Genomic DNA, 26,512 nt, shown 5'->3' on the forward strand with positions numbered 1-26,512 from the left:
ATACCTGTGCCGGTCGTTGTGTTGATACATGCATACGCATATAAATCATGAAAGGCGGCAGCAATGAGCAAGTCGATAGTGGTCATCAGCGGCGGACTGGGCTCGCCTTCGAGCTCCTCCATGCTCGGGCACCAAATTGGCCAGAATATCGCAGCGAAACTGTCCTCGACAGGCGTCCAGGCAGATGTCAGCAACATCGAATTGCGCGAGCACGCCAGTGAAATCACCAACAACATGCTCACCGGCTTTGCCGCGCCCAGCCTCCAGCACGTGATCGACGCCGTCACCAGCGCTGACGTCCTCGTGGCGGTCACCCCGGTCTTCACCGCGTCGGTATCCGGGCTGTTCAAGTCATTCCTGGACATCCTCGACCCCACATCGCTGGACGGAAAGCCGGTAGTGCTCGCCGCGACGGCGGGGACGCAGCGCCATCAGCTGGCGATCGACTATGCAATGCGGCCGATCTTCAGCTACCTGCGGGCTGACATCATGCCCACCACGGTATTCGCCGCCTCGGAGGACTTCGGCGGACAAGGGCTTGCTGGCACCTTGGCGGAGCGCGCTCGCCGGGTTGCTGAGGAAGTGATGCTCACCCTCGGTGCTTCACGCGGAAGGCTTCAGGCCGACACCGATCTGGGCGACACCCGATCGATCGCCCCGTCGGTCAGCGAAAACGCGGATCCGAACGACGAACTGACCTCGCTGCCCTTCGAGGCGCTGCTGGCGAATGTGAAGGCCGCGGGGCGCTGACGCGGGCAAAAATGTTAGTACGATGTGCCATGCACTTGGAAGCTCGGTACGATCAAGAAACGTGAGCCATCTCATTGAGCTGGTTGGTGGGGCTCACCTTGGTTTCAACTGGAGTGAAAGGTGTAGCGCCGATGCTATCCGAGGAAACAATCACGGCCATTGCCGATGAGCTGGTCCAGGCCGGCCAAACGCGTACCCCGGTACCGCGTTTGACCGCGCGCTATCCGGAAATGACTGTCGAGGACTCCTACCGCGTGCAAAACCTCTGGCGCCAGCGTTCCGAGGCGGCCGGACGAGTCCTCGTGGGGCGCAAGATCGGCTTGACCTCGCGGGCCATGCAGATGGCCACCGGAATCACCGAACCCGACTACGGAATCATTTTCGACGACATGGTCCACGACTCGGGCGCCACATTCAACTTCTCGGAATTCACCGGCGCCCGCGTCGAAATGGAACTGGCCTTCAAGCTGAACAAGGACATCGAAGGCCCGCGCGCCAACATCTTCGACGTTCTGGACGCCACCGAATACGTCATCCCGGCCCTCGAGATCCTCGACGCCCGCGTTGAAATGGAAGGGCGCACCATCGTCGACACGATCAGCGACAACGCGGCCATGGGCGCGATGGTGATCGGCGGCAACCCGGTGAAACCAGACGCCATCGACCTGCGCTGGGTTTCGGGCATCCTGTTCAAGAACCAGACCGTGGAAGAAACCGGCGTCGCTGCCGGCGTGCTGAACCACCCTGCAGCCGGTGTCTACTGGCTGGCCAATAAGATTGCTCCGCACGGCGACAAGCTCAAGGCCGGCGAATTGATTCTCGCCGGCTCCTTCACCCGGCCGATGTGGGTCAATGCCAACGACACCGTTTTTGCCGACTACGGACCGCTGGGAACTGTGACATGTCATTTCGAATAGAACCGGATCCCTCGCTCAAGGACGCGCTGGAGCAGGCCGATCATCCGCTGGCGGGAATCTGGGTATGCTCCGCCTCGCCGCTGGTCGCAGAAATCTGCGCGGGCGCCGGATTCGATTGGCTGTTCATTGACGGTGAGCATTCCCCCAACGGCCTGCAGGACATCTTGGCCCAGCTCCAAGCGGTACGCAGCTACCCGGTCGTGCCGGTGGTGCGCCCGGCAGTTAATGACCCGGTAGTCATCAAGCAGTTCCTCGACCTCGGTGTGCAGTCGCTGATTATTCCGATGGTCAATGATGCGCAGCAGGCCGCCGCTGCCGTGGCTGCCTGCCACTACCCGCCCAAGGGAGTGCGCGGGGTGGGTTCGGCCCTGGCGCGCTCGGCGAGGTGGAACCGCATCCCGGACTACCTGACGCGTGCCGATGAAACCATCACCGTGATGGTCCAGATCGAAGCCGATGAGGCAGTGCGCAACGTCCAGGCCATTGTGGAAACCGAGGGCATCGACGGCATTTTCATCGGCCCTTCGGACTTGGCTGCCTCGATGGGAGTCATCGGCCAGCAAAACCACCCGGACGTTGTCGCCGCCGTGATCACGTCGATTGATGCTGCCAAGGCGGCCGGCAAATACGCTGGAGTCAACGCCTTCGACCAGAAGACTGCGCGCCAGTACATGGAGGCCGGTGCAGACTATGTCGGGGTCGGCGCAGATGTGGCATTGCTCGCTCGCGCCACCGAGGCGCTGGCTGCGAGCTTCACCGCCGAATCCCAGGCACCAGCGCCGAAGAGCTACTGAAGCAATGGTTCTGGGCAAGCGCTCAGGGGCAGGTTGCGCGTCGAACTGCGCGGGGCGCCATCAATGGTGGCAACATTGACAATGATGAGTCGCGAAAAGAAACCCATGAAGGCCGTGATGCTGCGTCTGCGCAACGGCTGGCCGATGCCCCTGGCGTTGCAGGGCGTGTTCGAGATCCTGCAATCAGTCGTTTTTTGCCTTGCCTTGATCATGCTGCCCCTGGTCGCGGTGTACTTCAGCGGCGGGTTCCTGGAAGACTCCTTTAACATCATCTTGCAGTTCGCCGGATTCGTCTGGCTGATGATCCACGGCGTCCCCATCGAGGTGCTGAACCTGGGCCCCGAAGCCGACCCGGGGTCTGCCTCCGGGTGGCTGACACTGATCCCGCTGGGGCTTGCGCTGCTGCCCTTCCTCTTCTGCCTGCGTGCGGGGCGGCGCATCGCCCGCGCCTCGTACACCGACCAGCTGTGGCAGGGCCTGCTCGGTGCCTTCATCGCCTATGGCGGCATCGGCGCTGCGGTGGGCGCGCTGTCCAATAACAGCTATGGGCGGGTCAACATCTTGGCCGCCGCCTTCATTCCGTTGATCATCGCCGCCCTGGGCCTGATCATCGGCGCGCGACGCGAAGCAGGCTCCTGGGCCAGGCTCTTCGGTGTTGACATGGCCGCCTATATCCAGCGGATTTCACCGCACCGCCGTTGGGCCGGCTCCTATGTCTGGCACGTGGTCGTGGCAGGGTTCCTCGGCTATGTCGCGGCGGTAGGCATCAGCGGGCTGCTGCTGACCATCAACCTGGGATTGCACTGGACCGAAGTGGCCAACGTCTACCAGGAATTGAGGCCCGGTCCGATCGGCTCCGCGGCCCTGACCCTGGTGCAGCTGTCCTTGATTCCCAACGCGGTCTTCTGGGTCCTGTCATGGATCAGCGGTGGCGGATTCACCCTGGGCACCGGAAGCACGCTGTCGACCCTGGAGACCACTGTCGGGCCTTTGCCCTCGATTCCGATGCTGGCTTCGCTGCCGTCAGGGGAAATGTCCCACCAGTGGCTCTTCCTCCTGCTGCCTGTTGCCGCGGGCATCATGGCTGGCTGGTACTTCCTGCGTGGCGGCGAGAACCATCTTGAAGACTGGTTCGCCCGCCGCATCCCGTTCAACATGCTCTCCCTGGGACTGTCTACCGCGTGCCTCTCGCTGTTCACCGGCATTGTCGCCGGTGTGCTGAGCCTGATCGGTTCGTGGCTTTCCTCTGGTTCCCTGGCCATTGGCCGTCTGGTCGACATCGGACCCAACCTGTGGCTCACCGCCGGTGCGCTGGTACTGCAGGTGGGCGTCGGCACTGCGATCGGCTACCTGATCGCTCCCTTGTTCGAAACCGACCCGGTACTCGAAGGGTAGCCGGCATCAGGCCAGCGAGAGCGGCCCGTGGATCAGCTTGCGTGGGAATCCAAATCCCATAAATGATGCACAAAATCGTGCCATGCGTATTGGTTCAAAGTTTCCACAGTGAAGGCCGAGCCGTTCGAACGCAGGCCACGGCGCGAGTACGAATCCTCGTTGATGCTGGCCAATTTTTCTGCGTACTTCGATGCCGCGCCGCGAAGCTGCGCCGCAGCCTCTTCTGGTTCCAAGGCATTGTAGTTGCCAGCGTCCGCGGCCTGGTCCTGGTCCCAATTGGGGAAAGTCGGCTCATCCTGCTCCAGCATCAGATCCAGCCGGTCATTCATGATCACCAGCATGTGCGCCACATGCGTGACGTACTCCTGATCGCTCCACCTCGAGGGGTCGATCCGCACGCGGGCCTCGGGCCTGGACAGCGCGGCAACATAGCGCTCCACGCCATCGGGTAATTGGGCGATGACAGCTCCTGGAGTCACCGCGCGCACGTCGTATTCGCACTCGGGGCAAACCGAGTCCAAGACGAAGGTCCAATTCTTCTGATCTGGAACAATTTTGCTCATGTGATCATCTTGCACCGCGGATGAGGACTCTGCCACATTTGCTACCGGGGAAGGCAACAAACTGCTGCCGAATGAAAAACTGGGCCGCAGGAACCGTAGAATTGAGCCCATGCGCATCGTGGTTTTGGTTTCAGGTACCGGTTCTAATCTTCAAGCAGTCATCGACGCCGTCCAGGATGGTTCCCTGGCTAACGTGGAGATTGCCGCTGTGGGTGCCGACAAGCACGGAACCTTGGGTGTGGAGCGCTCGGCGCAAGCGGGAATCGAAACCTTCGTAGTGAACTTCAAGGACTTCGAAGACCGCGCCGACTGGAATCATGCCCTGACCGAAACATGCCTTTCGTACGCACCGGACTATGTGGTCTCCTCCGGCTTCATGCGCATTGTCGGCGAGGAATTCATCAACGCCTTCGACGGCACCTACATCAACACCCACCCGGCGTTGCTGCCGTCCTTCCCCGGAGCCCACGGCGTGCGCGATGCGCTGGCCTATGGAGTGAAGGTCACCGGCTGCACCGTGCACATTGCCGACACCGGTGTGGACACCGGCCCGATCCTGCGCCAGGAGGCAGTGGCCATCGAGGACAACGACACCGAAGCGACGCTGCACGAACGCATCAAGGTCGTCGAGCGCCGCCTGCTCATCGCCACCCTCGCAGATCTCGCGCAGGGCCAGTAGCCGAGCGCCCAGGGCCTCGCGCTGCCTGGCCCCGACTCCAAGGCCGTAAAATTGGTGGCGAGATGACTGAGCAAACACCTGCCGCCAACGAGGCGAGAACCACCGAACTGTTCACCGACGCCGAGCTGGCCTCCGCGCTGAAGGTGCTCTCGGTGGTGCACCAGCTGGATTCCGCCGATGAACGCCATATCGCCGTCCGCCGCGCCACCAGCAACATGTTCAAAGCCGCCAAGCGTTTCCGCAAGTCGCAGAAGCGTGCCGAAATCAGCGCCGCGGACCGCGCGCTCATCGAAAGCACCGCCACCGGCTCGCCCCAGCGCCTGGATGAAGAAACCCTGGGGCTGGATCTGAGCACGCCCACCGAGGGCGCCAGTGCCGGCGAATTCCGCAGGCCCCGCGGCTGCTACATCTGCAAGCAGCGCTACACCACGGTGGATGCCTTCCACCATTACCTCTGCCCCGACTGCGCAGCTGCCGGACGCGAGCGCCGCGATGCCCGCGCGGATCTGAGCGGCAAGCGCGCACTGCTCACCGGAGGACGGGCAAAAATCGGCATGCACATTGCCCTGCGACTGCTGCGCGACGGGGCGCACACCACCATCACCACGCGCTTCCCCAAAGACGCCGCCCGGCGCTTCGCGGCCATCGACGACAGCAGCCAGTGGCTGCACCGATTGCGCATTGTCGGCATCGACCTGCGCGACCCCGCCCAGGTCATCTCGCTGGCCGACCGCGTCGCCGCCGAAGGCCCGCTGGACATCTTGATCAACAACGCCGCCCAGACCGTGCGGCGCACCACCAACTCCTACCAGCACCTGATCGAATCCGAGCAGCAGCCGCTGGGCCAGGAACTGCTCGCCGGCAATGGCGGCCCGGAGCTGTGGGGCGAAGCCAACCCGCCAGCCGAGCACCCCAAGGCCCTGGCCAGCGCCTTCAGGCTCGAAGACTCGGCCCTGCTCGCCCCGGCGCCGCTGGGCAGCTACGACGCGCAGCAGCTGGCCGACCTGGCGATGAAAGCCGGCTCGGCGTCGCTGGAACGGATTGCCGCAGGCACCGCCATCGACGCCGGAGGCCTGGTGCCCGACGTGGTCGCAGAGAACTCCTGGACCCAGATCCTGGGCGATGTGGACGCGCTGGAGGTGCTTGAAGTGCAGCTGTGCAATGTCACCGCGCCCTTCCTGCTGGCCTCGCGCTTGCGCCCGGCGCTGGCGGCCAGCGACGCGCGGCGCAAATACATCGTGAACGTCTCGGCCATGGAAGGCCAGTTCTCCCGCCGCTACAAGGGGGCCGGGCATCCGCACACCAATATGGCCAAGGCCTCGCTGAATATGCTCACCCGCACCAGCGCCGAAGAAATGCTGTCCACCGACCGCATCCTGATGAGTGCGGTAGACACCGGCTGGATCACCGATGAACGCCCGCACGATTCCAAGGTCCGCATGGTGGCCGAGGGCTGGCACGCGCCACTGGATTTGATCGACGGGGCAGCCAGGGTCTACCAGCCGATTGTCGACGGAGAACGCGGGATCGACCTCTACGGCTGCTTCCTCAAGGACTACGAGCCGTCGCCGTGGTAAGGCTGGCTCACGGTTCTTCCCCCATCCCTGCCAGGATCCCGCGCAGGTTGCGCAGGGCGTAATACTCCCGTGACTTCACCGTGCCCTCCGGAATGTGCAGGTCATGGGCTGCCTGGGCCACCGTGGAACCGAAAAAGTGCAAATGCAGCACGACCAGCCGATGCTCGGCGCTCAAGCGCATCAGCGCCTGCTGTATCAGCAGGCGATCCAGGACCTGGAGAGTGCCATCCGCGGATCGGGCAGCGGCGGGATCCGCATCGCCCAGCAAGTCGGTTCGAATGCGCGCCGTAGCCCGGCGATGCCCATCGATGATGACATGCCGCGCCGTTGCAAACAGGTAGCCGTGCAGCGACCCGGTGATGACCGGTGCGGCCTTCCAGACTTTCAGCACGGTTTCCTGCACCACGTCGTCGGCTTCTTCCCTGCTGCAGTACCCGCGCAACGCGAAGCGGCGCAGGGCATCTGCATGCTTGCGGTAGATCTCGGACGCCAGCTGGGCATCCCGGGGAGCCTTGGCTCCGCCTGGTCTTGGCTGGGACAAGGCGCTAGGTCCCGGAACACGCCTGTGAGGCACGTGGTTCATCCATGGCCCAAGTATGGGCAAGATTCTTTCCCTGCGGTGAACCTGGCGGGGATTCCCTGCGTCCTACAAGGTAGGGGCTGAATGCCCGCGCTTGAGGCGGGTCCAGCTTTCGAGAAGGGATCGGATCATGGGTAACAAGAATGGCAGAAATTGCGTGGCCGGGGTGGCCGCGCTGTTCGGCGCCGCGTTGCTGCTGGCAGGCTGCTCTGGCGATGGCGGATCGGAGGGCGGAACCGGCGGCATGTATTCAGGAGGCGGGGAAAACACCAGTCAAGCCCCTGCGGAATCATCCTCGGGGGTGGATCTCGGGGTGGCGAGAACAGAATTGGGCGACGTTGTGGTGGATTCGCAGGGGATGACCCTGTACTACTTCACCGAGGATGAGCCAGGCACCACGACCAGCGCCTGCACCGGGGATTGCCTGGCCAAGTGGCCGATTGCCACCACGATGAGCGATGACCCGACGCTGGAAGGCGTTTCCGGCGAAGTGGACGCCATTCAAAGCCCCGACGGGCGCAGGCAGCTGACGCTCAACGGTATGCCGCTGTACACCTTCGCCCAGGACGCCAAGCCCGGGGACACTTCCGGACAGGGCGTGGGCGGGGTCTGGTACGCGGTGGCCCCGGACGGCACGTTGATCCGGTAAGCGGCCGGATTCGCCCCGGGCCCCTCAGGCCTGCAGGCTACCGTGCCAGGCTGAAGCGCAAGGTCCGCACCTCGAAGGGTCCCAGGGCCAACGGCAGCGAGCCGTCGGTGAGCTCGAGTTCGCCGTCATCCAACGGATCTTCGAGCAGGCTCGCCGTTGTCGCTGCGGCCACCGGGACGTTGAGCTGCAACTCGCCGCGGGCGCGACGGCCCAGCGACTCGTAGACACGCACCATCAGATCACCAGATTGATCGGCGGCCAGCTTCACGCTGGAAATAACCAGCCCTTCACCGGTGATCCTCGCCAACGGAGCCACGGGTTGGGAACCGTTGACAGTGCGCTCCGGGCTGTTCAGCAAGGCTCCGGCCTCGGTCACCGTGGCAATATCCGCGCCAATCACCAGTCCGTAGCGGTGGGTCTGCAGCCCCTGGTCCGTCTGCGGATCGGGGAAGCGCGGAGCCCGCAGCAAGGACAGGCGCATGGTGGTGGTGACCTGGGCGTCCTTGGCATCGCGGGTGACATCGAATCCATAGATGGAATCATTGATCAAGCCAACGCCGAAGCCCGGTTCCTCCGCCAGGGCAAAGCGGTGCATGGAGGTCTCGAACTTGGCCGCCTCCCAGCTCGTATTCACGTGGGTCACCCGCTTGTGGTAGCCGAACTGGGTTTCGGCGATGACCTGCTCGGCGCGGACATCCAGCGGGAAGGCGACCTTGAGGAACTTCTCGGCTTCATGCCAGTCGGTGCTCTGGCTGATCTGCACGGTGCGTTCGCCCGGCGCCAACGAGACTTCCTGCACCACGGTGGATTTGGAGAAGCTGCGCTTGATGGTGATCACCGCGCCCGAATCCTCGGACGAAGACAGCTCCATGGAGTCCAGATCGTGCAGGTCGGTGGCCTGATTGCGGTAGTACTCGTCCACATCCCAGGCATCCCACATATTCGGGAAGTCCTGATGCAGCTGCAGGAGGTTGGCTTCCTGGCCGGGGGCGATTCCCTCGCGTTCGGTGGCCAGATCCACTGCGGAAGTGATCAAGCCCCGGGCATTGATGACGACACGGATGATGCCATTATCCAGCACGTAGCCGCCATCCACAGCGGTTGCCTGGACCGCCGCCGCGGTGCCCGCTTCCAGGGCCTTGGCTTCGCCGAAGGCCAGGTCGTTGCGGGTGAACGCGGCGCCGTTGAAGGTGATGGCAGTCGACCCGGTGCCGGCAAGACGCTGCTGGGCCTCGCGGATCAGCTGCTCGGCTTGCTCGATCACCTGGGCGTAGCGGGCGACGACTTCGCGGTGCACCCACGCGATGGATGTGCCCGGCAGGATGTCGTGGAACTGGTGCAGCAGCACGGTCTCCCACAGCTCGTCCAGCTGCTCGTACGGGTACTCGGCGCCGGTGTAGGCGGTGGCCGTGGCGGCCCACAGCTCGGCTTCGACCAGCAATTGCTCGGTGCGGCGATTGCCTTGCTTGGTCTGGTGCTGGCTGGTGAGCGTGGCGCGGTGCAGTTCCAGGTAGAGCTCGCCCACCCATACCGGAGGGTGCGGAAGCTCGGCCTTGGCGCGATCGAAGAAGTCGTTGGGGTGCTCCCAGGTGACCCTGGCGCTGCCCTCGAGGTTGGCCAGGCGCTTGGCCTTTCCGGTCATCTCGCGGGTGGTGCCGCCACCGCCATCACCCCAGCCCACCGGGGCGATGGAGTTATTGGCGATGCGCGCTTCGCGGAACTGGCGGGAGGCCTTGGCGACTTCTTCGCCGGAGAGCTGGGAGTTGTAGGTATCCATCGAGGGGAAGTGGCTGAAGATGCGCGAGCCGTCAATGCCTTCCCAGTCGAAGGAGTGATGCGGGAACTTGTTCTGCTGGTTCCAGGAGATCTTCTGGGTGAAGAACCATTCGAAGCCAGCACGGCGCATCAGCTGCGGCAGGGCAGGGGAGTAGCCGAAGGAATCGGGCAGCCACACGCCCTTGGATCTCACGCCGAATTCGTCGCGGAAGAATTTCTGGCCGTAGAGGAATTGGCGGGCCAGGGATTCGCCCGAAGGCATGACGGTGTCGGATTCAACCCACATTCCGCCCAGGGGCAGGAAGCGCTCATCGGCAACGGCCTGCTTGACCCGGTCCCACACTTCGGGGCGGTGGGTCTTGAGCCACTTGTACTGCTGGGCGCTGGACATGCCGTAGAGGAAGTCGGGCTCATCGCCGAGCAGTTCAACCATGGATGAGCAGGTGCGTGAGACCTTGCGGATGGTTTCGCGCAAGGGCCACAACCAGGCGGAGTCGATATGCGAGTGGCCGATGGCTGAAATCTGGTGGGCGCTGTGCTCGGCCGGGGCGGAAAGGACTTCTGCCAGTTCATCGCGGGCCAGCCCGGCGGTCCCCGTGATGTCCTGCAGGTCCAGCACATCCAGCGCGTTGTCCAGGGCCTGGAGGATCTGCATCTTGCGCGGGCCCTGCGGCAATTGCTCTTGGAGGTCGAGCAGCACCTCGAGATCCAAGGACAGGTCATGGACCTGCGGCTCGAAAACGGCCAGATCCATCCGGCGGGTGGTGTAGAGCCGGCTGCTCGAGGAGGTGAGGATATCGCCCTGCTCGGTCGGCAGGAAAGGATGGTGGTCCAGCAGCACCGGATTGGATGCGGCCTCCAGATACAGATCCACCAGTTCATCCCCGGCGGCGCAGCCGGTGATCGGCACCCACTGGTTGCGCGGATTCAGGGCCTTGATGGTGCTGCCGTCCGGGCGATAGATCAGCCCTTCGCACTGGAACCCGGTCATGTTCACGTCGAATCCGAGATCGATCACCGCTTCGACGCGGCGCCCGGCCCAGCTTGCGGGCACCTGCCCCTGCAGGTGGAACCAGGTGGTGCCCCAGGCGGCGCCCCAAGCGGTTCCTGCCTGTGTCGGCGAGTAGTCCAGGGCCAGGCCCTCGGCAGGGGTGACCGGTTCGCCGGGAAGTTCATGCCACGACACCTGCAGCGGAATCGACTGGGAGTAGATGGCAGGACGAACGCGTTCCTGCAGTACTCGTTTGACTCGACCGGTGGTCAGCGAGGTGTCGTCGTGCATTGCAGCCTTTCGAAGGGCGGCACCCCGAAAATCAGCGGGGTGGTTCCCTGCTAGACTACCCAAATTCACTGATGAACAGCTATTTATTCGACATACGGGCGAGGTTTTCTGGCAGATGGCTTGAGACGGTAGCCGGCACCGCGGGTTTCTGGAAAAATCACTGGAGCTTGGAGTCGGCCCATCAGGTAATCTATCCAAGATCCTCAAACCGGCAGACGGCGGCTGGCCTGCTGTCTGAGTTCCCTACGGAAAGGCACAACAGGTCTTATGCGATCAGATGCTTTGCGACGACGAGAGACGATCCTGAGGACAGCACGAGAACTTTTCGCGCAGCATGGCGCCAATATTGCGATGGATCTCATTGCAGAGCGAAGCAGCGTAGGCATCGGGACCCTGTACCGCAACTTCGCTTCCCGCGCGGAGCTCGTTGAAGAAGTGACCGTCTCGACCTTGCAGGAAATCCTGGACGCATCAACAGCGGCCGAGGCACGGCTGAACGAAGAACACGATGCGTGGACCGAGTATCTGGAGATCCTGGTCGGTTTGAACATCGGAGCGCTGAGCGAAGCACTGGGTGCTGCTTTGCCATTGACGCTCAGCGATCGGGTGCTGGGCATTCAACGCGAGTGCGCGCGGGCGGTCAGCCGGGTTCTTGACTTGGCCAAGCGCCACGAACTGGTACGTGAAGATCTGAACGGTGTTGAGCTGGTGACCGCTATTGGCGCTGCCACTCGTCCCTTGCCGCGTGCATTCAGAGACCAGGCTCCGCACCTTCAATCACGGTTGGTGCAACTCATGCTGGACGGTTTCAAGCCTCATGCCATGATGGCCAGCGCCTAGCGGTCGCAGCAGCTTGGGCATCCAGTTCGCTCTAGGGCCAGAAGCGCACAAGGTCAAAGACGATGGAGAGCAGATCATCCCAGTGACGACGAAGCCAACTACGGTGCTTCTTGGCTCGCGAACGCTTCATGGTTCTCGACGTGGAGTCATCTAGCCCAGTTCCCGGCCCTTGGTTTCGGGAGCAAATTTCGCCATGGCAATCATGGCGACGACAACCAATACCGTGGCTCCGGTGAATAGCCCGGGCAGCCCGACCACTGGCCACAACGCGGCGAAAAGCAGCGGGCCGAAGCCCGCGGCAAAACGCGACATGGTCGAGGCCCAGCCGAATCCGCTGGCCCGCAGCTCCGTCGGATACAGCTCGGAAACGTAGGCATACAGCACCGGGATCGCGACCTGGACAACCACGCCGAACACCAGCACCCAAGCCACCGCCGTTGAGGGGACATCCAGGTTCAGCGCCACCAGAACCAGCACAAGGCCCGAGAGCGGGGCCGAGATCGCCAACAGCCATTTGCGTCCCACCCGCTCCACCAACAAGGCAGCGATGACCACGCCGAGCAGGCCCATCAAGGCCATCACGGCGGTAGCGAAGAAGGAGGCGGACTGGGCCATGCCGGCTTCGGTCAAGATCGAGGGCAGCCAGGTCAGCGCCAGGTAGTACACCAGCAATACGGTGACGAACAGCAGCCAGCTGGTGGCGGTGATCTTCCACGAGTAGCGCCACAGCGCCACGACCTGCTCCCACCAGCGTGCCGGGCGCTGGGCGACAGGCTGCTCGATGACGTAATCGCGCGGCGTGGCCCCGGTGCGCTGCACCAGCTGGTCAATGACGGCTCGCGCTTGCTCTTCCCGGCCCTTCGCCGCCAGATACAGCGGGGATTCGCGCACCGAGCGCCGGATAAGGAACACCATGAAGGCCGGAAGGATCATCACTGCCAGGATCAGGCGCCAGTTATCGGCGGTGGCCATGACCCACCCCGAAACGAAGAAGGACAGCGCGGCGCCCACCGGCCACCAGCCGTCCATGGCGGTGAGCACGCGGCCGCGGAGTTTGGCCGGGGTGAATTCGCCCACCAGGGCGTAGTCCACGGGAATGCAGCCGCCCAATCCGATGCCAGCGAGAAAACGGAAGGCGACAAAGAAGCCGAAGTTCGGCGAAAGCGCACCCAAGACGGTGAACACCGCGAACATCAGCAGGGTCAGGCTGAAGGCGTTCTTGCGGCCGAACCGGTCAGCGATTCCGCCCCAGAGGAACGCGCCCAGGGCCATGCCCACCAGGTTGGAGGTGCCCAGCAGTGCCGCGGTGGGGCGATCCAGCCCCCATTCCTGGGCTACCAGCGGGATCAGGGCCCCGTTCAGCGTCACGTCCCAGGCATCGAACATGAATCCAAGGCCGCCAATGATGAAGATGGCGCCCTGGACCTTCCACTTGAAGGGGAGTTCTTGCACGACGGTCGTGCCCGAGGTCGGGGGTGCAGAAGACACGGTGCGGCGCCTTTCTCAGTGCGAGCGAAAAGTAGTGTGTACCGCGTCGAAGCATAACCGAAAAGCAATCCCAGTCCCCAGCTCTCTACGCTTCTTTGCTTGCCACGTCAAGGCCTGTTGTCATCGCGAGCCAGGGAGTAATCTCTGGGCATGGGAGTAGATTGGGCCGCTCTCGAAGAGGCGATACGGGTGACCGCCCTTCGGCACGCGGCGGAAGTGATAACTGGACACCCGGACCAAGACTTCTATGCCATAGCCCTGCATGGGGTCAGCACGGAGGAAAGCGAAAGCATCGCCATGCCGTTGCTCGCGCTGAATTCGGTCCAGGCCCTGGAAAGAGACCGTGCTACGGCTTCGCGCGAAGAATTGGTGGAACGCGGCGAGGACGCCGACGAACCAGCTGATTACGAGGACCGCCCGGATGCCCGGGTGGATAGTCCGCTGGAATCCGAAGAAGTCACATTGGAAGAAGACTCCATCGTGATTTCCGATACTGACGACGAGGATGCCGACGAGGAAGACCAGGAAGATATCGACGAGGATGATCTTGACCAGGTTCTTGCCTCGCTCGAAGAAGGCCTGGAGGCCGATGACGCCGAAAGCTTCTACTCGGATAAGTGGGAGCCCAGCGATTGGCACTGGTCAGCTATTGATTTATGCGAGGATCCGGCGGCAACGCTGTGGTCCGATGCGATGACCGATCTTGCTTCACGCGAGGGCTGGGAACCGACCATCAAGCGCTACTATGGCACGCTGGTGGCCGTGGCGAACTCGTTGCGCGAAGAGCTGCAGCAACGCACCACCGCCGATCTGGTTTGCTACGTCGCCGATGAGGAGCATGCCGAGAAGCTTTTGCGGCTTTGCCTGACTGACCAGCAGCTTTCCAAGTACTTCCCGCAGCTCTCCGCGCTCGTTGAAGGGGAATGACACGAACTGAAAAATCGGGCAAGGCCTTGGATAGAATGAGGGCGGTGGCCTGTGTGCCGCCCGCCCCATTCATTCTCACCGCCGGGAGAAAAATTTCGTGAGTAAGACCGTCCTGGACAAAGTCGCCATCCGCCGCGCACTGATTTCCGTCTACGACAAGACCGGCCTGGAGGAGCTGGCCGCCGGACTGCACGCTGCAGGCGTCCAGCTGGTATCCACCGGTTCTACCGCCAAGAAGATCGCCGCTGCGGGAATTCCTGTGACCGAGGTCGAGCAGGTGACCGGTTCGCCTGAAATGCTCGACGGCCGCGTCAAGACCCTGCACCCGCGCATCCACGGCGGCATCCTTGCCGACCGCCGCGTTTCCGAGCACATGGACACCCTGTCCTCGATGGACATCGAGCAGATCGACCTGGTGGTCGTTAACCTCTACCCCTTCGTGCAGACCGTTGCTTCCGGCGCATCCCAGGATGAAGTTGTCGAGCAGATCGACATTGGCGGCCCCGCCATGGTCCGTTCGGCTGCCAAGAACCACGCAGCAGTATCGATCGTGGTCGACCCGGCCTTCTACTCGCAGGTGATCTCCGCGGCCTCAGATGGCGGCTTCGATCTGAAGACCCGCCAGCGCCTGGCCGCCAAGGCCTATGCCCACACCGCGGCCTATGACACCGCGGTCGCTTCGTGGACCGCCAGCCAGTTCCTCGATGAAGACGGCGACGGCGTCATCGACTGGCCAGCCTACGCAGGCGTTGCCCTGCAACGTTCAGCTGTCCTGCGTTACGGCGAAAACCCGCACCAGCAGGCAGCGCTTTATGTTGACGAAGCTGCTCCAGCCGGCATCGCCCAGGCTGATCAGCTGCACGGCAAGCCAATGAGCTACAACAACTACGTTGATGCCGACGCTGCGCTGCGCGCTGCTTTTGATTTCGAGAAGCCAGCGGTGGCTGTGGTCAAGCACGCAAACCCTTGTGGTGTTGCGGTGGCTTCCGACGATGCCGCTGATCCGATCGCTGACGCGCACCGCAAGGCTCACGCGACCGACCCAGTGTCCGCATTTGGTGGCGTGATCGCCGCCAACCGCACGGTGACCAAGGAAATGGCCGAGACCGTCAAGGGCATCTTCACCGAGGTTGTCATCGCTCCGGACTTCGAGCCAGAAGCTGTTGAGATCCTCTCGGCTAAGAAGAACATCCGCTTGCTGGCCCTGCCAGAGGGCTATGGCCGGAACAAGAACGAATTCCGTCAGGTTTCCGGCGGCATGCTGGTTCAGGCCGGCGACAAGATTGACGCCGAGGGCGACAAGCCGGAGAACTGGACCCTTGCCACGGGCGAAGCTGCCGATGCAGCGACCCTGGCTGATCTCGAATTCGCATGGAGCGCGGTACGTGCCGCCAAGTCCAACGCGATCCTGCTGGCCAAGAATGGCGCGGCCACCGGTATCGGCATGGGCCAGGTCAACCGCATCGACTCCTGCAAGCTTGCCGTTGAGCGTGCTAACACCCTCGGTGTGAAGGTCGAGTCCGGCGCAGATGCTGCCGGCGGTGCCGAGAATGCTGATGGCGCTGCTTCGGAGCAGCGTGCTGTAGGCTCCGTGGCTGCCTCGGATGCCTTCTTCCCATTCGCTGATGGCCTGCAGATCCTGATCGATGCCGGCGTCAAGGCTGTTGTGCAGCCTGGCGGTTCGGTGCGCGATGAGGAAGTCATCAAAGCTGCGAACGAAGCCGGCATCACGATGTACTTCACCGGTGCACGCCACTTCTTCCACTAGGAATTAGCAGCGCTTTCCAGCCACGATCCACGCGGGTTTTTCGCGTGGATCGTGGCTGTTTTCGTTGGCCAAGCGGAAGGCGAGAGAGCCCTTGCCGCGCAGGCCGGAGACGTCCTGTGACGGTCTCGAACTGCTTCGAGGGCGAAGGTGTGAAACGCGCGAAACATAAAATTGTTCAACAACATCTTGCCAAGGTTGTTCAACAACCTGTAATGTCTTGTGCGTTACATTGATTCTGTGACAGCTGTCACCACTATCGCATTGGAACGTCACCATGGCACTTCCTGAGTCAAAGACTGAAATGAGCCCCAAGGCGCGGCGCACCGCCCTGCTGGGAGCCATGTTCTTGATGGCCACCAGCGCCATCGGTCCCGGATTCATCACCCAGACCACCGAATTTACGGTACAAATCGGCGCGGCCTTCGCTTTCGCCATCGTTGTCTCGATCCTCGTCGACATCGCGGTGCAGCTGAACGTCTGGCGCGTCATCGGTGTCACCGGGATGCGCGCCCAGGAACTTGGCAACAAGGTGCTGCCGGGAGTGGGCTGGTTCCTGGCGGTCCTCGTCTTCATCGGCGGCATGGTCTTCAATATCGGCAATATCGCCGGCACCGGACTTGGCGTCAATGCGATGCTCGGTGTGGATGCCAAAATCGGTGGTGCGATTTCTGCCGTCATCGCCATCCTGATCTTCCTGTCCAAGAAAGCCGGCATAGCCCTGGACCGTATCGTGGTGCTTCTCGGAGCCATCATGATCCTGTTGATGCTCTACGTAGCCATCGTTGCCGCACCACCTGTGGGCGAGGCGCTGAAGAACGTCGTACTGCCAGAGCAGATCGACTTCCTGATCATCACCACCCTGATCGGCGGCACCGTCGGAGGCTACATCACCTACGCCGGCGCGCACCGCATGATCGACTCCGGCACCAGCGGCATCGATCACGTCAAGTCGATTTCCAACATCTCGATCTTGGCCATCATCGTCACTGGCGTCATGCGCGTGCTCTTGTTCCTGGCGATTCTCGGCGTGGTCGCCGGTGGCGTGGCGCTGGTCAGTGACAACAAGGCTGCAGAGGCCTTCGGCCACGCAGCCGGGCCAATTGGCATCCGTGCCTTCGGCATCATTCTCTGGGCCGCGGCGCTGACCAGCGTCATCGGTGCCGCCTACACCTCGGTTTCGTTTGTCACCAAGCGGACCACCTCGGAACGCACCCGGAACCTGATCACCGTCGCCTTCATCGCAGTCTGCGGTGTCATCTACCTGCTCCTGGGCAAGGCACCAGCGACCTTGCTGATCTTCGCTGGCGCATTCAACGGGCTGATCCTGCCTGTCGGTTTCGCCGTATTGCTGTGGGTTGCCTGGCGCCGCCGGGACCTCATGGGTGGCTACAAGTACCCCAAGTTCCTGCTCCTCGTGGGCGTGCTGGCATGGCTTTTGAGCGTCTTCCTCGGATGGAATTCGCTGGCTGGCCTGGCTGCGCTCTGGCAGGGCTAAGGCGGCAGGAGAATGGAGAAGATCAAGGACCTGGACCTGGACTTGGGCCAGCGGGCCAAGTTATCACCGAGCCAAGCTCGCGAGTTCTTCCGCCAGGGGCAGGTGCTGCCCACCGCGGGAATCAGCGCAGGGTACGCGCAAGCGAACCTGATGATCGTGCCGCGAGAGCTGGCCTTTGACGTTTTGCTCTTCGCTCAGCGCAATCCCAAGTCCTGTCCGGTCCTCGGCGTGCTCGAAGCCGGCGAAGTGTCCGGTGAACTGCTGGCTGGCGGCGACATCAGGACCGATGTCCCGAAGTATGTGGTGTATGAAAATGGCATCAAGGTCGCCGAGCCGACCGACCTGTCCGAGTACTGGCGCGATGATCTGGTCACTTTCATCATCGGCTGTTCGTTCACCTTCGAATCAGCCCTGATGGATAACGGAATATCGGTTGCCCACATTGACCAGGGCGTCAATGTTCCGATGTACAAGACCACCAAGCGCAGCACCACGGCCGGCGCCATCTCCGGGCCCATGGTGGTTTCGATGCGTCCGATACCGGCGTCGCAGGTGGCTGATGCAGTCCGGATTACCTCGAGGTATCCGGCGGTGCATGGTGCACCGGTGCATATCGGCAATCCGGAAGAGCTGGGAATCACTGACTTGTCGAAGCCGGACTTTGGCGACGCCGTCGAGATTCCAGAAGGCAGCGTTCCGGTGTTCTGGGCCTGTGGCGTCACGCCGCAGGCAGCCGTGGTGGAGTCCAAGCCGACGCTTGCCATCGGGCATGCTCCGGGCCACATGCTGATCACCGACATCAAGGATTCGCAGTACCAGGTGCCATAGCTAAAAGTGCTGCGGTGTTCCTCCCGGCAGGGAGGAAGACCGCAGCACTTTTTGCACCGCAAGAATTCTCTAGCGCCGGTTCACCCAAGCTTCGACTTCCGCCAGGCGTTCGCGCTTCGCGGAGTCGCTGATGAATGACGACTCAAAAGAGTTGCGGGCCAATTGCGCCAACTGCTCGGTGCTGAAGTTGAACGACTCCATGAGGGAAGCGAAGTTGGCGTCCATGTAGCCGCCGAAATACGCCGGATCATCCGAGTGCACCGAAACCTTCAGGCCCGCTCCAAGCATGGCTGGCAATGGGTGATCGGCCATGGTGTCCACGGCACGCAAACGGATATTCGACAGCGGGCAAACGGTCAGCGGCATCTGTTCAGCAACAAGCCGTTGCACCAGCTTTTCATCATCCAAACAACGGATGCCGTGGTCCACGCGCTCGACCTTCAATAGATCCAAAGCCTGCCAAATGTAGTCAGCAGGGCCTTCTTCGCCGGCGTGGGCGACCACGTGCAAACCGTTGTCGCGGGCCAAGTCGAAGACGTCAACAAAGAGTTCTGGAGGGAACCCCAGCTCGGAGGAATCCAGGCCAATGCCGTCGATATCGTGCTTCTCAGCGATCATCAGGCGCAAAAGCTCCAGTGCTTCGCTGGCCGGCGCATGGCGCCAGAAGCAGGCGATGAGCTTGTGCGAAATTCCCCAGCGATCCTGGGCTTCGTTCAACGCGTCACGAATGCCTGCGATGATATCGCGCAGATCCAAGCCTCGCTCCACGTGGGCCTGCGGGTCGAAGAACAATTCCACGTGGCGCACTCCGGATGAGTGCGCCCGCTGCAAGTAGGCCATGGTGATTTCGTGGAAGTCCTCGCGGGTGCGCAACACCAGCATGTTGGCATAGAACAGGTCCAGGAATGACTGCAGGTTGCTGAACTCGTACTGTGCCCGCAATTCATCGATTGAACCATAGGGAAGCTCAATCGAATGCTTTGCGGCCAGGGACATGATCATCTCCGGTTCAAGGGTGCCTTCGAGATGGATATGCAATTCGGCAACGGGCAAGTTCACGGGGCGGAACCTTTCTGCAACAGCTATCGGCGTGGGTTCACTGGTCTAACCAGGAACGAGCAAGATTGCCTTAAACCATACGCTGACAGGCTAAGGGCCTGCGGCTCGACTCTTCGGCAGCGCCGCTGGTCTGCCAAGTGAAAGGCACCGGGTTTCACCATCAAACCCTAGGCAGGAGACCGATCCAGGGACGGTCGTCGGGGAAGACCTAGAATAGCGGAAATTCAGCAATCTGGTTCGTCATTTGGCGCTGCAGCTGCCAGGCCTCAGCAGAATGCTGTGACGATGATGCGCGGTACCAACTGGCACCCGCGCGACTCCGACGCCGATGCAGCCGGTGAGACGGAAATCGCAAGACTTCCGCTGCGGAGCACGGCAGGGCGTCGTCATGCCGATGCGGCGTCGATGTGCTCCAACAGCTCGGCCTCCGCCTTGTCCAAATACGAGCGCATGGCAGTGGCGGCTTCAGCCCGTTTGCCCTCGCCCAGGAGCTTGACCAGTTGCGCATTCTGCTCGACATAGTGCGAGTGGAAGTCCGGGGCATCGCTCATGGCATGGAAGACCAATCGCATTCGTGCCAGCACCCGACCCATGAGCTCCTGGACCAGCGAGCTGTCCGAGGAACGGACCAGCTCCTGGTGGAACGCCTGGTTGGCATTCGCCATTCGCGGGATGTCGCCGGCAGCCAAGCCGGCGCGAGCTTCATCGATGATCTGGCTCAGCTGTTCCACATCCAGCTCGGGACCCCAGGCCAGGCAGGCCGGCTCGATCGTGCGTCGCACCGCGTAGATCTCGCGCACGTCATCCGCGTCAGGAGAAGCGACAAATACCCCGCGGTTGGGAATTCTTGTAATGATCAATTCGCTGTCCAGCAGCGTGAAGCTTTCACGCAAGGTATTGCGTGAAAGCCCGAGCGACTCCGCGAGTGACTGTTCCGATAGCTTGTCGCCAGGAAGCAACTCGCCTTCGGCAATGCGAGTGCGCAATAGGTTCGCGGCCCAAACGCTGCTGTGCGCGTGGGGTGCTTTGCCCGGAAGCGCGGAGACACTGCTGCTGGAGTTCATTAGTCCAATTTATCCCAACTCATCGCGTGAGTAGGAACAGCCGACGATTCGGCTACTGGATGTTGCCCAGTGCGTCGGAACGACGTACGGCTGCGCCAACGTCGATGCTTGCCGCAGTGAAAACCCCATCCCGGTGCGCGGCGACCGCTGACTCCATCTTCATGGCTTCCACCACGGCGATCGTTTGCCCCTGGGAGACAGCCGCGCCGTCTTCTACAGCGAAACGCACCAAGTTGCCATCCATCGGGCTCAGAACGGCGGCGGCATCCTGTTCCGCGTTTTCCTTGGATTCCGTTGCCTGGCCCGAGCCTGCGCCCGATGGGTTGCGCAATGCGTTGGTCAGGGCCGCAGGCAGGCCAAGCTGCACCGCCCTGCCATCAAGCTCAATCGTGATCGTTTCCCGGCTGGTATCCACCTGGTCAAGATCCATGTCGTCGCTGGCCTCGACTTCATTGAGGAATTCATCCTCGATCCACGTGGTGTAGACCTTCAGTTGTTCGCCATTAAAATCTTCATGCTCGATCACCGCGCGGTGGAACGGCAGAACGGTGGGGACGCCGGCAATCGTGAGCTCATCCAGGGCCAAGCGTGCACGGCGCAAGGCCTGGGCACGGTCTGCACCGTGCACAATGAGTTTCGCGATCATCGAGTCGTAGAACGGCGGAATCACTGATCCGCTGCGGACGCCGGAATCAATACGCACCCCGGCCCCGGTTGGGGCCTCGAATCGCTCGACCGCGCCAGGTGCCGGCAGGAAGCCGCGGGCTGGATCCTCGGCATTGATCCGGAATTCAAAGGCATGGCCCTGGGGCGTGGGGTCCTCGGTGAGGGACAGCGGAAGGCCGTCAGCGATGCGGAACTGCTCCGCCACCAGATCCACGCCGGCCGTCTCTTCGGTGATCGGGTGTTCCACCTGCAGGCGGGTGTTGACCTCCAGGAAGGAGATGAGTCCATCCTGGGCGACAAGGTACTCGACGGTGCCCGCTCCGACGTAGCCGGCTTCCCTGCAGATCGCCTTGGCGGATTCATGGATGCGGGTTCGCTGCTCGTCGCTGAGGAACGGGGCAGGGGCTTCTTCCACCAGCTTCTGATGACGACGCTGCAGCGAGCAATCGCGGGTGCCGACAACCACAATGTTGCCGTGGGTATCGGCCAAGACCTGGGCCTCGACGTGGCGCGGCTTGGAGAGGAAACGCTCCACAAAGCATTCGCCGCGGCCGAAGGCCACCGTGGCTTCGCGGGTGGCTGATTCGAAGGCTTCGGTGATCTCATCGAGCGAGTGCGCGATCTTGATGCCGCGTCCGCCACCGCCAAAGGCAGCCTTGATAGCAACCGGCACACCATGCTCTTCGGCGAAGGCCTGCACCTCGGCAGCATTCTCGGCAGGGCCATCGGTGCCTGGAGCCAAGGGGGCGCCTGCGCGCACGGCGATCTGCCGAGCCGTGACCTTATTGCCCAGATCCTCGATGGCCTGTGGTGATGGCCCGATCCACTTCATTCCCGCATCGATGACCGCCCGGGCGAAGTCGGCGTTCTCGGACAGGAAGCCGTAGCCCGGGTGGACCGCGTCAGCCCCGGAGCGCTGGGCGATATCGATGATCTTTTCGATATCCAGGTAGGTGTCAGCACCGGTCGAGCCATGCAACGGGTAGGCTTCGTCGGCACGCTTCACGTGCAAGGCATCGGCATCGGGGTCGGAGTAGATGGCGACGGAAGCGATGTTTGCGTCCGTGGCGGCCCGGGCAATGCGGACTGCAATTTCGCCGCGGTTGGCGATGAGAACCCTTTTCATGACAATCCTAAGAACTTACGTGGCCGGCTGAACGGCGGGGGACTGGAGGACAAATCGAATCTTGCTTCCCGGGGGAAGCTGGGCGGCGGCACTGAGGTCTTCGGCGATGACCGTGGCGATCACCGGGTAGCCGCCGGTGACCGGATGATCAGCGAGGAACAGCACCGGAAGGCCGGAGGGTGGTACCTGCAGGGAGCCCCTGGCCACCCCCTCGCTGGATAATTCGCCGGAGAGGATGCGCTCCAGCCGCTGCTCCCCGGTAGACAGGCGGATGCCCACGCGATTGGACTCGCTGGTGACGTCCCAGAGCTGATCGGCCAGTTGCCGCAAGCCTTGGGGGCCAAACCACTCGGTGCGGGGCCCTGCCATGATCCTGAGCCGGTAGATGCCCTGTTCATCTGGAACCGGCAGCGTGCTCGGCTGGGGATTGCCGACAATATGCCCGATGCTCGGCTGCTTGACCGGAATGACGGATCCGGGAACCAGTGGATCCGGTCCGAGGCCCGAGAGCGTATCGGTAGACAATGAACCGAGCACCGGGCTGAGCGTGATCTCGCCACGCACCGCAAGATAGCTGCGCAGTCCTTGGCCGACGGGCTCCATGCTCAGGCGCTCGCCGTGGAGCAACGCAAAAGGCGCGTTGCTGGCCACCTGCCGTTCGGTGCGGTGCTGGTCATCCGGGGCCGGGGTGATCCACAGCTGCGCCTGTGCTCCGGTATGCGCCAGAACCTGGTCTTCGCACGCTTCCACCGTGATGCGGCTGCCGAGATTCTCGATCACCGCGTGTCCGGCCGGGTTGCCGACAAGGCGGTTGGCCTGGGAATAAGCGGCGGGGTCCGCTGCACCAGCCACGCCGACTCCCAGATTCCCGTAGCCGATGCGTCCGGCATCCTGGAGCAGGGATTGCAGGCCGGCATCGATGATCTTCAGCCCGCCGCTGTGTGCCTGCTCTGGCTCTTCGTCTCGTGCAGCGGGCGCCTGGCTTACCGACAACCTCTCAGTAGCCGGGATGAACTGCACAGTATCTTGTGGCTGGATCAATGCAGGATTTTCGCGATGCAGGTCCCACATTTGCAGGTCGGTATGCCCAATCAGCTGCCAGCCGCCGGGGGATTGGCGGGGATACACGGCGGAGTATTCGCCGGCAAGGGCTACCGCCCCGGCGGGCACCTTGGTCCGGGGGCTGTCCCTGCGCGGGACGTTCAGTTTCTGGTTTTCGCCGAGAAGATAGGCGAAGCCTGGGGCGAAGCCTCCGAAGACGGCGCGCCATTTCTGGGTGGCATGGACGCTGATGACCGCTTCGATGCTCATGCCAGCCAGTTCGGCGACCGCTGCAAGATCTTCGCCGTCGTAGTGGACGGGGACTTCCACGAGCTTGCCCGCGGCGTGGATGGCCGAAGCCACTTCAAGTTCCGGCAGCGCTGCCATGGCGCGTTCGGCGTTCTGTCCCGAATCGAACTTCAGCAGCACCGTCTGCGCGGCGGCGAGCAGATCGCGCTGGCCGGGCAGGGGAGCGGCTTCCAGCGTCGCGTTCAGCGCCAGGACCGCGTCGAGCGAATCGAGGTCGACGAGCAGGTCATGGGATCCTGCCCGGTGGATGGCGCGGATGCTCACACGAAGCTCCGGATCTGCACTCCGGCACTTTCCAATCCGTTGCGTACGGCGCGAGCCATGGCAACAGCACCCGCGGTGTCACCATGAAGGCAGATGCTCTCGGCGGGCATGGTGATGGTGCTGCCATCGACGGCGACGATGGTGCCTTCGGTGGCCAGCCGGATCATGTTGGCGGTGACCGCCTCGGCATCGTGCAGCACCGCATTGGCTTCGCGGCGCGATACCAGCGTGCCGTCGGGGTTGTAGTTGCGGTCGGCAAAAGCTTCGGCAACTGGGCGCAGCCCGGCGGCCTCGGCCTTGCGCAGGGCGAGCGAGCCAGGCAAAAGCAAGACCGGAAGGTCCGTGCCGAAGGCCTTGATGGCATCGATGACGGCTTGGGCGTGGACTTCGTGGTGCACGATGGTGTTGTAGAGGGCGCCATGGGGCTTGACGTACTTGATTTCACCGCCGGCGTTGCGAGCGAGCGCCTGCAGTGCGCCGAGCTGGTACAGGACATCGTCAGCCAGCTCGGTAGCCGAGCAATCCAGGAATCGACGGCCGAAGCCGGCCAGATCCCGGTAGCCAACATGCGCGCCGATGGTGACGTTCGCGCTGACGGCATCGCGGCAGGTTTGTGCGATGGTGCTCGGGTCGCCTGCGTGGAAACCGCAAGCGATATTTGCCGAGGAGACCGAGGCGAAGATGGCGGCGTCATCGCCCATTTTCCAGTTGCCGAAGGACTCTCCGACGTCCGAATTCAAGTCGATGTATGGCATTGTGACCCCCGTCTCGTGAACATGTCTTGGTAAAAGAATGCCCTACTTTCGATAATTGTTCAACAATCTGGGAAAGGTTTCGAAAGATTCCAAGACTTGCGCGGCTTTGCCTAGGACAGGCCTACGGCTTTCCCTTCCGCGTCGACATCCATGCGCAAAGCAGCCGGGACTTTTGGCAGGCCCGGCATCGTGGTCAGCGCTCCGGTAATGGCAACAATGAAGCCAGCTCCTGTTTTGGGAATCAGTTCGCGGATCTGCAGCCTGAATCCACTCGGAGCGCCCAGCAGCTGGGGATCATCAGAGAAGGAATACTGCGTTTTCGCAATGCAGACCGGCAGGCGGTCCCAGCCATTGGCGTGGATCTGCTCCAGCATGCGGTGGGCCTTGACCGAATACTCAACGCCCTCGCCTCCGTAGATCTCTCGCGCGAGGGCCAGGATCTTCTCTTCAACTGTTTGATCAAACGAGTACAGGTAGTCAAAATCGGCAGGCGACTCGATGGCCCGCAGCACTGCCTCGGCCAGCGCCCCGGCCCCTGCACCGCCTTGGCCCCAGACATCCGCTACCGCGCACGCGATGCCATTCTCGGCAGCCCAGTCGGTGACAACTTTGAGCTCGGCCTGGGTATCCTTGGCGAATTGATTGATGCCGATGACCGGCGGGATGCCGAATTTCTTGATGATCGCGGCATGGCGGGCGAGGTTTGGCAATCCGGCGTGCACGGCATCGACGTTCTCTGCTCCCAGCTCTTCCTTGGATACTCCACCGTGCATTTTCAGCGCACGAATCGTCGCGGTGATGACCACGGCGGCCGGGGCGCAGTCGGCATAGCGGGCCTTGATGTCCATGAACTTTTCGGCCCCGAGGTCGGTGCCAAAGCCTGCTTCGGTCACCACGATGTCAGCCAGCGATCGAGCGGTGTTGGTGGCAATGGCGGAATTGCAGCCGTGGGCAATGTTGGCAAACGGCCCGCCATGGATCAACGCGGGGGTTCCTGCAATGCTCTGGACGAGATTTGGCTTGATGGCATCCTTGAGCAATAAGGCCAATGCCCCTGCAGCTCCCAGATCATCGACTGTCACCGGCTCTTTCGAGTAGGAGTAACCGATGGTCATGCGTCCGAGCCGGTCACGCAAATCCTCAGGCCCGGTGGCCAGGCAGAAGACCGCCATGACTTCCGAGGCGGCGGTGATCTCGAATCCGGTTTCGCGGGGAACCCCGTCGGTGGATCCGCCCAGGCCGATCACCACCGTGCGCAAGGCGCGGTCATTCATGTCCAGGACGCGCTTGAAGGTAATGCGTTGCGGGTCGATGCCCAGCAGATTTCCGTGATGCAGGTGATTGTCCACCAGCGCCATGAGCAAGTTATTGGCGCTGGTGATGGCGTGGAAGTCCCCGGTGAAATGCAGGTTGATTTCGTCCATGGGCAGTACTTGCGACTGGCCTCCGCCCGTGGCCCCGCCCTTCATGCCGAAGCTGGGGCCAACGGAGGGCTCGCGCAGGGCGATCATTGTCTTCGCCCCGGTGGCGGCCAAGGCATCGGCCAGGCCTACCACCATGGTGGTTTTCCCTTCTCCTGCAGGAGTCGGGGACATCCCGCTGACCAGAACCACCTGCCCGCGGCGTGCGCCATTTCCCGGCAGCCGCGAAGGATCAACCTTGGCCTTGTAGCGGCCGTAGGGTTCCACCGCGCTCTCGGGGATCCCCGCGGCCGCCGCAATTTCCGAAATGGGCTTGAGCACTGTTCGCGAGGCGATCGCTAGATCGCTCATGTCGGCTTCTGGCGACGTTGCCATGCTGCGTCCTCTCTGCTGGCTCCGGAGAATCCGGGGTGCTGAGGAAGACCAAGGCATGCGGTATTCCTCGATGTGCCTTCAAGCTACCATCAGGGACTGCGCTACCCGGGCAACATGGCCCGCG

22 protein-coding genes are annotated in these 26,512 nt (G+C 62.6%); 12 read left to right on the forward strand and 10 right to left on the reverse strand.

Annotation, left to right across the window (positions count from 1 at the left end):
• Positions 1-63: 63 nt before the first annotated feature.
• The 4 genes from OF385_RS03155 (at position 64) to OF385_RS03170 (ending at position 3,856) form a co-directional block, all read left to right on the forward strand.
• On the forward strand, positions 64-750 hold the full coding sequence (locus OF385_RS03155) for a CE1759 family FMN reductase (protein ID WP_264276940.1): 687 nt from the start codon (positions 64-66) through the stop codon (positions 748-750).
• Between the two features lie 131 nt (positions 751-881).
• Positions 882-1,667, forward strand: a complete 786-nt coding sequence (gene hpaH / locus OF385_RS03160) for a 2-oxo-hept-4-ene-1,7-dioate hydratase (RefSeq protein ID WP_264276941.1) — start codon at positions 882-884, stop codon at positions 1,665-1,667.
• Positions 1,652-2,461, forward strand: coding sequence for an aldolase/citrate lyase family protein (locus OF385_RS03165; RefSeq protein WP_264276942.1), 810 nt, complete (start codon positions 1,652-1,654; stop codon positions 2,459-2,461). The genes hpaH and OF385_RS03165 overlap by 16 nt, the downstream gene beginning before the upstream one ends.
• A gap of 81 nt (positions 2,462-2,542) precedes the next feature.
• Complete coding sequence (locus OF385_RS03170; protein ID WP_264276943.1) at positions 2,543-3,856, forward strand: DUF6350 family protein; 1,314 nt, start codon at positions 2,543-2,545, stop codon at positions 3,854-3,856.
• 32 nt (positions 3,857-3,888) lie between these two features.
• On the opposite strand, the gene OF385_RS03175 is transcribed toward OF385_RS03170, so the two are convergent.
• A complete protein-coding gene (locus OF385_RS03175) occupies positions 3,889-4,419 on the reverse strand; it encodes a DinB family protein (RefSeq protein WP_264276944.1) in 531 nt (176 codons plus the stop codon).
• 109 nt (positions 4,420-4,528) lie between these two features.
• Here OF385_RS03175 and purN point away from each other — a divergent pair, with 109 nt between their 5' ends.
• Entirely contained in the window at positions 4,529-5,098 is a 570-nt protein-coding gene (purN, locus tag OF385_RS03180) for a phosphoribosylglycinamide formyltransferase (protein ID WP_264276945.1), read from the forward strand.
• Positions 5,099-5,160: 62 nt separating this feature from the next.
• Positions 5,161-6,675 carry an SDR family NAD(P)-dependent oxidoreductase gene (locus tag OF385_RS03185; RefSeq protein ID WP_264276946.1) on the forward strand — a complete coding sequence of 505 codons (1,515 nt, stop codon included), beginning with the start codon at positions 5,161-5,163 and terminating at the stop codon, positions 6,673-6,675.
• A 7-nt stretch (positions 6,676-6,682) separates the two neighbouring features.
• Here OF385_RS03185 and OF385_RS03190 read toward each other — a convergent pair whose 3' ends face one another.
• A complete protein-coding gene (locus OF385_RS03190; RefSeq protein WP_264276947.1) occupies positions 6,683-7,216 on the reverse strand; it encodes a sigma-70 family RNA polymerase sigma factor in 534 nt (177 codons plus the stop codon).
• 169 nt (positions 7,217-7,385) lie between these two features.
• On the opposite strand from OF385_RS03190, the gene OF385_RS03195 reads away from it, so the two are divergent.
• Positions 7,386-7,904 carry a hypothetical protein gene (locus tag OF385_RS03195; RefSeq protein WP_264276948.1) on the forward strand — a complete coding sequence of 173 codons (519 nt, stop codon included), beginning with the start codon at positions 7,386-7,388 and terminating at the stop codon, positions 7,902-7,904.
• Between the two features lie 37 nt (positions 7,905-7,941).
• Here the strand turns inward: OF385_RS03195 and OF385_RS03200 are convergent, their stop codons facing one another.
• Positions 7,942-10,962 (reverse strand): alpha-mannosidase, encoded by a 3,021-nt coding sequence (locus tag OF385_RS03200; RefSeq protein WP_264276949.1) that lies wholly within the window; start codon positions 10,960-10,962, stop codon positions 7,942-7,944.
• A gap of 351 nt (positions 10,963-11,313) precedes the next feature.
• Between OF385_RS03200 and OF385_RS03205 the strand changes: the two genes are divergently transcribed.
• The gene (locus OF385_RS03205; protein ID WP_264276950.1) at positions 11,314-11,802 is read left to right on the forward strand and encodes a TetR/AcrR family transcriptional regulator; all 489 of its coding nucleotides are present in this window, start codon (positions 11,314-11,316) and stop codon (positions 11,800-11,802) included.
• Positions 11,803-11,952: 150 nt separating this feature from the next.
• On the opposite strand, the gene OF385_RS03210 is transcribed toward OF385_RS03205, so the two are convergent.
• Complete coding sequence (locus OF385_RS03210) at positions 11,953-13,290, reverse strand: MFS transporter (RefSeq protein ID WP_264276951.1); 1,338 nt, start codon at positions 13,288-13,290, stop codon at positions 11,953-11,955.
• Between the two features lie 150 nt (positions 13,291-13,440).
• Here OF385_RS03210 and OF385_RS03215 point away from each other — a divergent pair, with 150 nt between their 5' ends.
• From OF385_RS03215 to OF385_RS03230, 4 genes are all read left to right on the forward strand, one after another.
• Positions 13,441-14,217 carry a hypothetical protein gene (locus tag OF385_RS03215; RefSeq protein WP_264276952.1) on the forward strand — a complete coding sequence of 259 codons (777 nt, stop codon included), beginning with the start codon at positions 13,441-13,443 and terminating at the stop codon, positions 14,215-14,217.
• 97 nt (positions 14,218-14,314) lie between these two features.
• Complete coding sequence (purH, locus tag OF385_RS03220) at positions 14,315-15,985, forward strand: bifunctional phosphoribosylaminoimidazolecarboxamide formyltransferase/IMP cyclohydrolase (RefSeq protein ID WP_264276953.1); 1,671 nt, start codon at positions 14,315-14,317, stop codon at positions 15,983-15,985.
• A gap of 274 nt (positions 15,986-16,259) precedes the next feature.
• Positions 16,260-17,480, forward strand: coding sequence for an NRAMP family divalent metal transporter (locus tag OF385_RS03225; protein WP_264276954.1), 1,221 nt, complete (start codon positions 16,260-16,262; stop codon positions 17,478-17,480).
• A 12-nt stretch (positions 17,481-17,492) separates the two neighbouring features.
• Complete coding sequence (locus OF385_RS03230; protein ID WP_264276955.1) at positions 17,493-18,308, forward strand: putative hydro-lyase; 816 nt, start codon at positions 17,493-17,495, stop codon at positions 18,306-18,308.
• Positions 18,309-18,377: 69 nt separating this feature from the next.
• Here the strand turns inward: OF385_RS03230 and OF385_RS03235 are convergent, their stop codons facing one another.
• The 6 genes from OF385_RS03235 to OF385_RS03260 form a co-directional block, all read right to left on the reverse strand.
• Positions 18,378-19,367: an adenosine deaminase gene (locus OF385_RS03235; RefSeq protein WP_264276956.1), complete on the reverse strand. Its 990-nt coding sequence runs from the start codon at positions 19,365-19,367 to the stop codon at positions 18,378-18,380.
• A gap of 386 nt (positions 19,368-19,753) precedes the next feature.
• Complete coding sequence (locus OF385_RS03240; RefSeq protein WP_264276957.1) at positions 19,754-20,431, reverse strand: GntR family transcriptional regulator; 678 nt, start codon at positions 20,429-20,431, stop codon at positions 19,754-19,756.
• A gap of 52 nt (positions 20,432-20,483) precedes the next feature.
• The gene (locus OF385_RS03245) at positions 20,484-22,223 is read right to left on the reverse strand and encodes an acetyl/propionyl/methylcrotonyl-CoA carboxylase subunit alpha (protein ID WP_264276958.1); all 1,740 of its coding nucleotides are present in this window, start codon (positions 22,221-22,223) and stop codon (positions 20,484-20,486) included.
• 15 nt (positions 22,224-22,238) lie between these two features.
• Entirely contained in the window at positions 22,239-23,837 is a 1,599-nt protein-coding gene (locus OF385_RS03250; protein WP_264276959.1) for a carboxyltransferase domain-containing protein, read from the reverse strand.
• On the reverse strand, positions 23,834-24,592 hold the full coding sequence (locus OF385_RS03255; RefSeq protein ID WP_264276960.1) for a LamB/YcsF family protein: 759 nt from the start codon (positions 24,590-24,592) through the stop codon (positions 23,834-23,836). The genes OF385_RS03250 and OF385_RS03255 overlap by 4 nt, the downstream gene beginning before the upstream one ends.
• A 110-nt stretch (positions 24,593-24,702) precedes the next feature.
• The gene (locus OF385_RS03260; RefSeq protein ID WP_264276961.1) at positions 24,703-26,388 is read right to left on the reverse strand and encodes a formate--tetrahydrofolate ligase; all 1,686 of its coding nucleotides are present in this window, start codon (positions 26,386-26,388) and stop codon (positions 24,703-24,705) included.
• Positions 26,389-26,512 lie beyond the last annotated feature (124 nt).

Source organism: Glutamicibacter sp. JL.03c, assembly GCF_025854375.1.
Lineage (GTDB): Bacteria > Actinomycetota > Actinomycetes > Actinomycetales > Micrococcaceae > Glutamicibacter.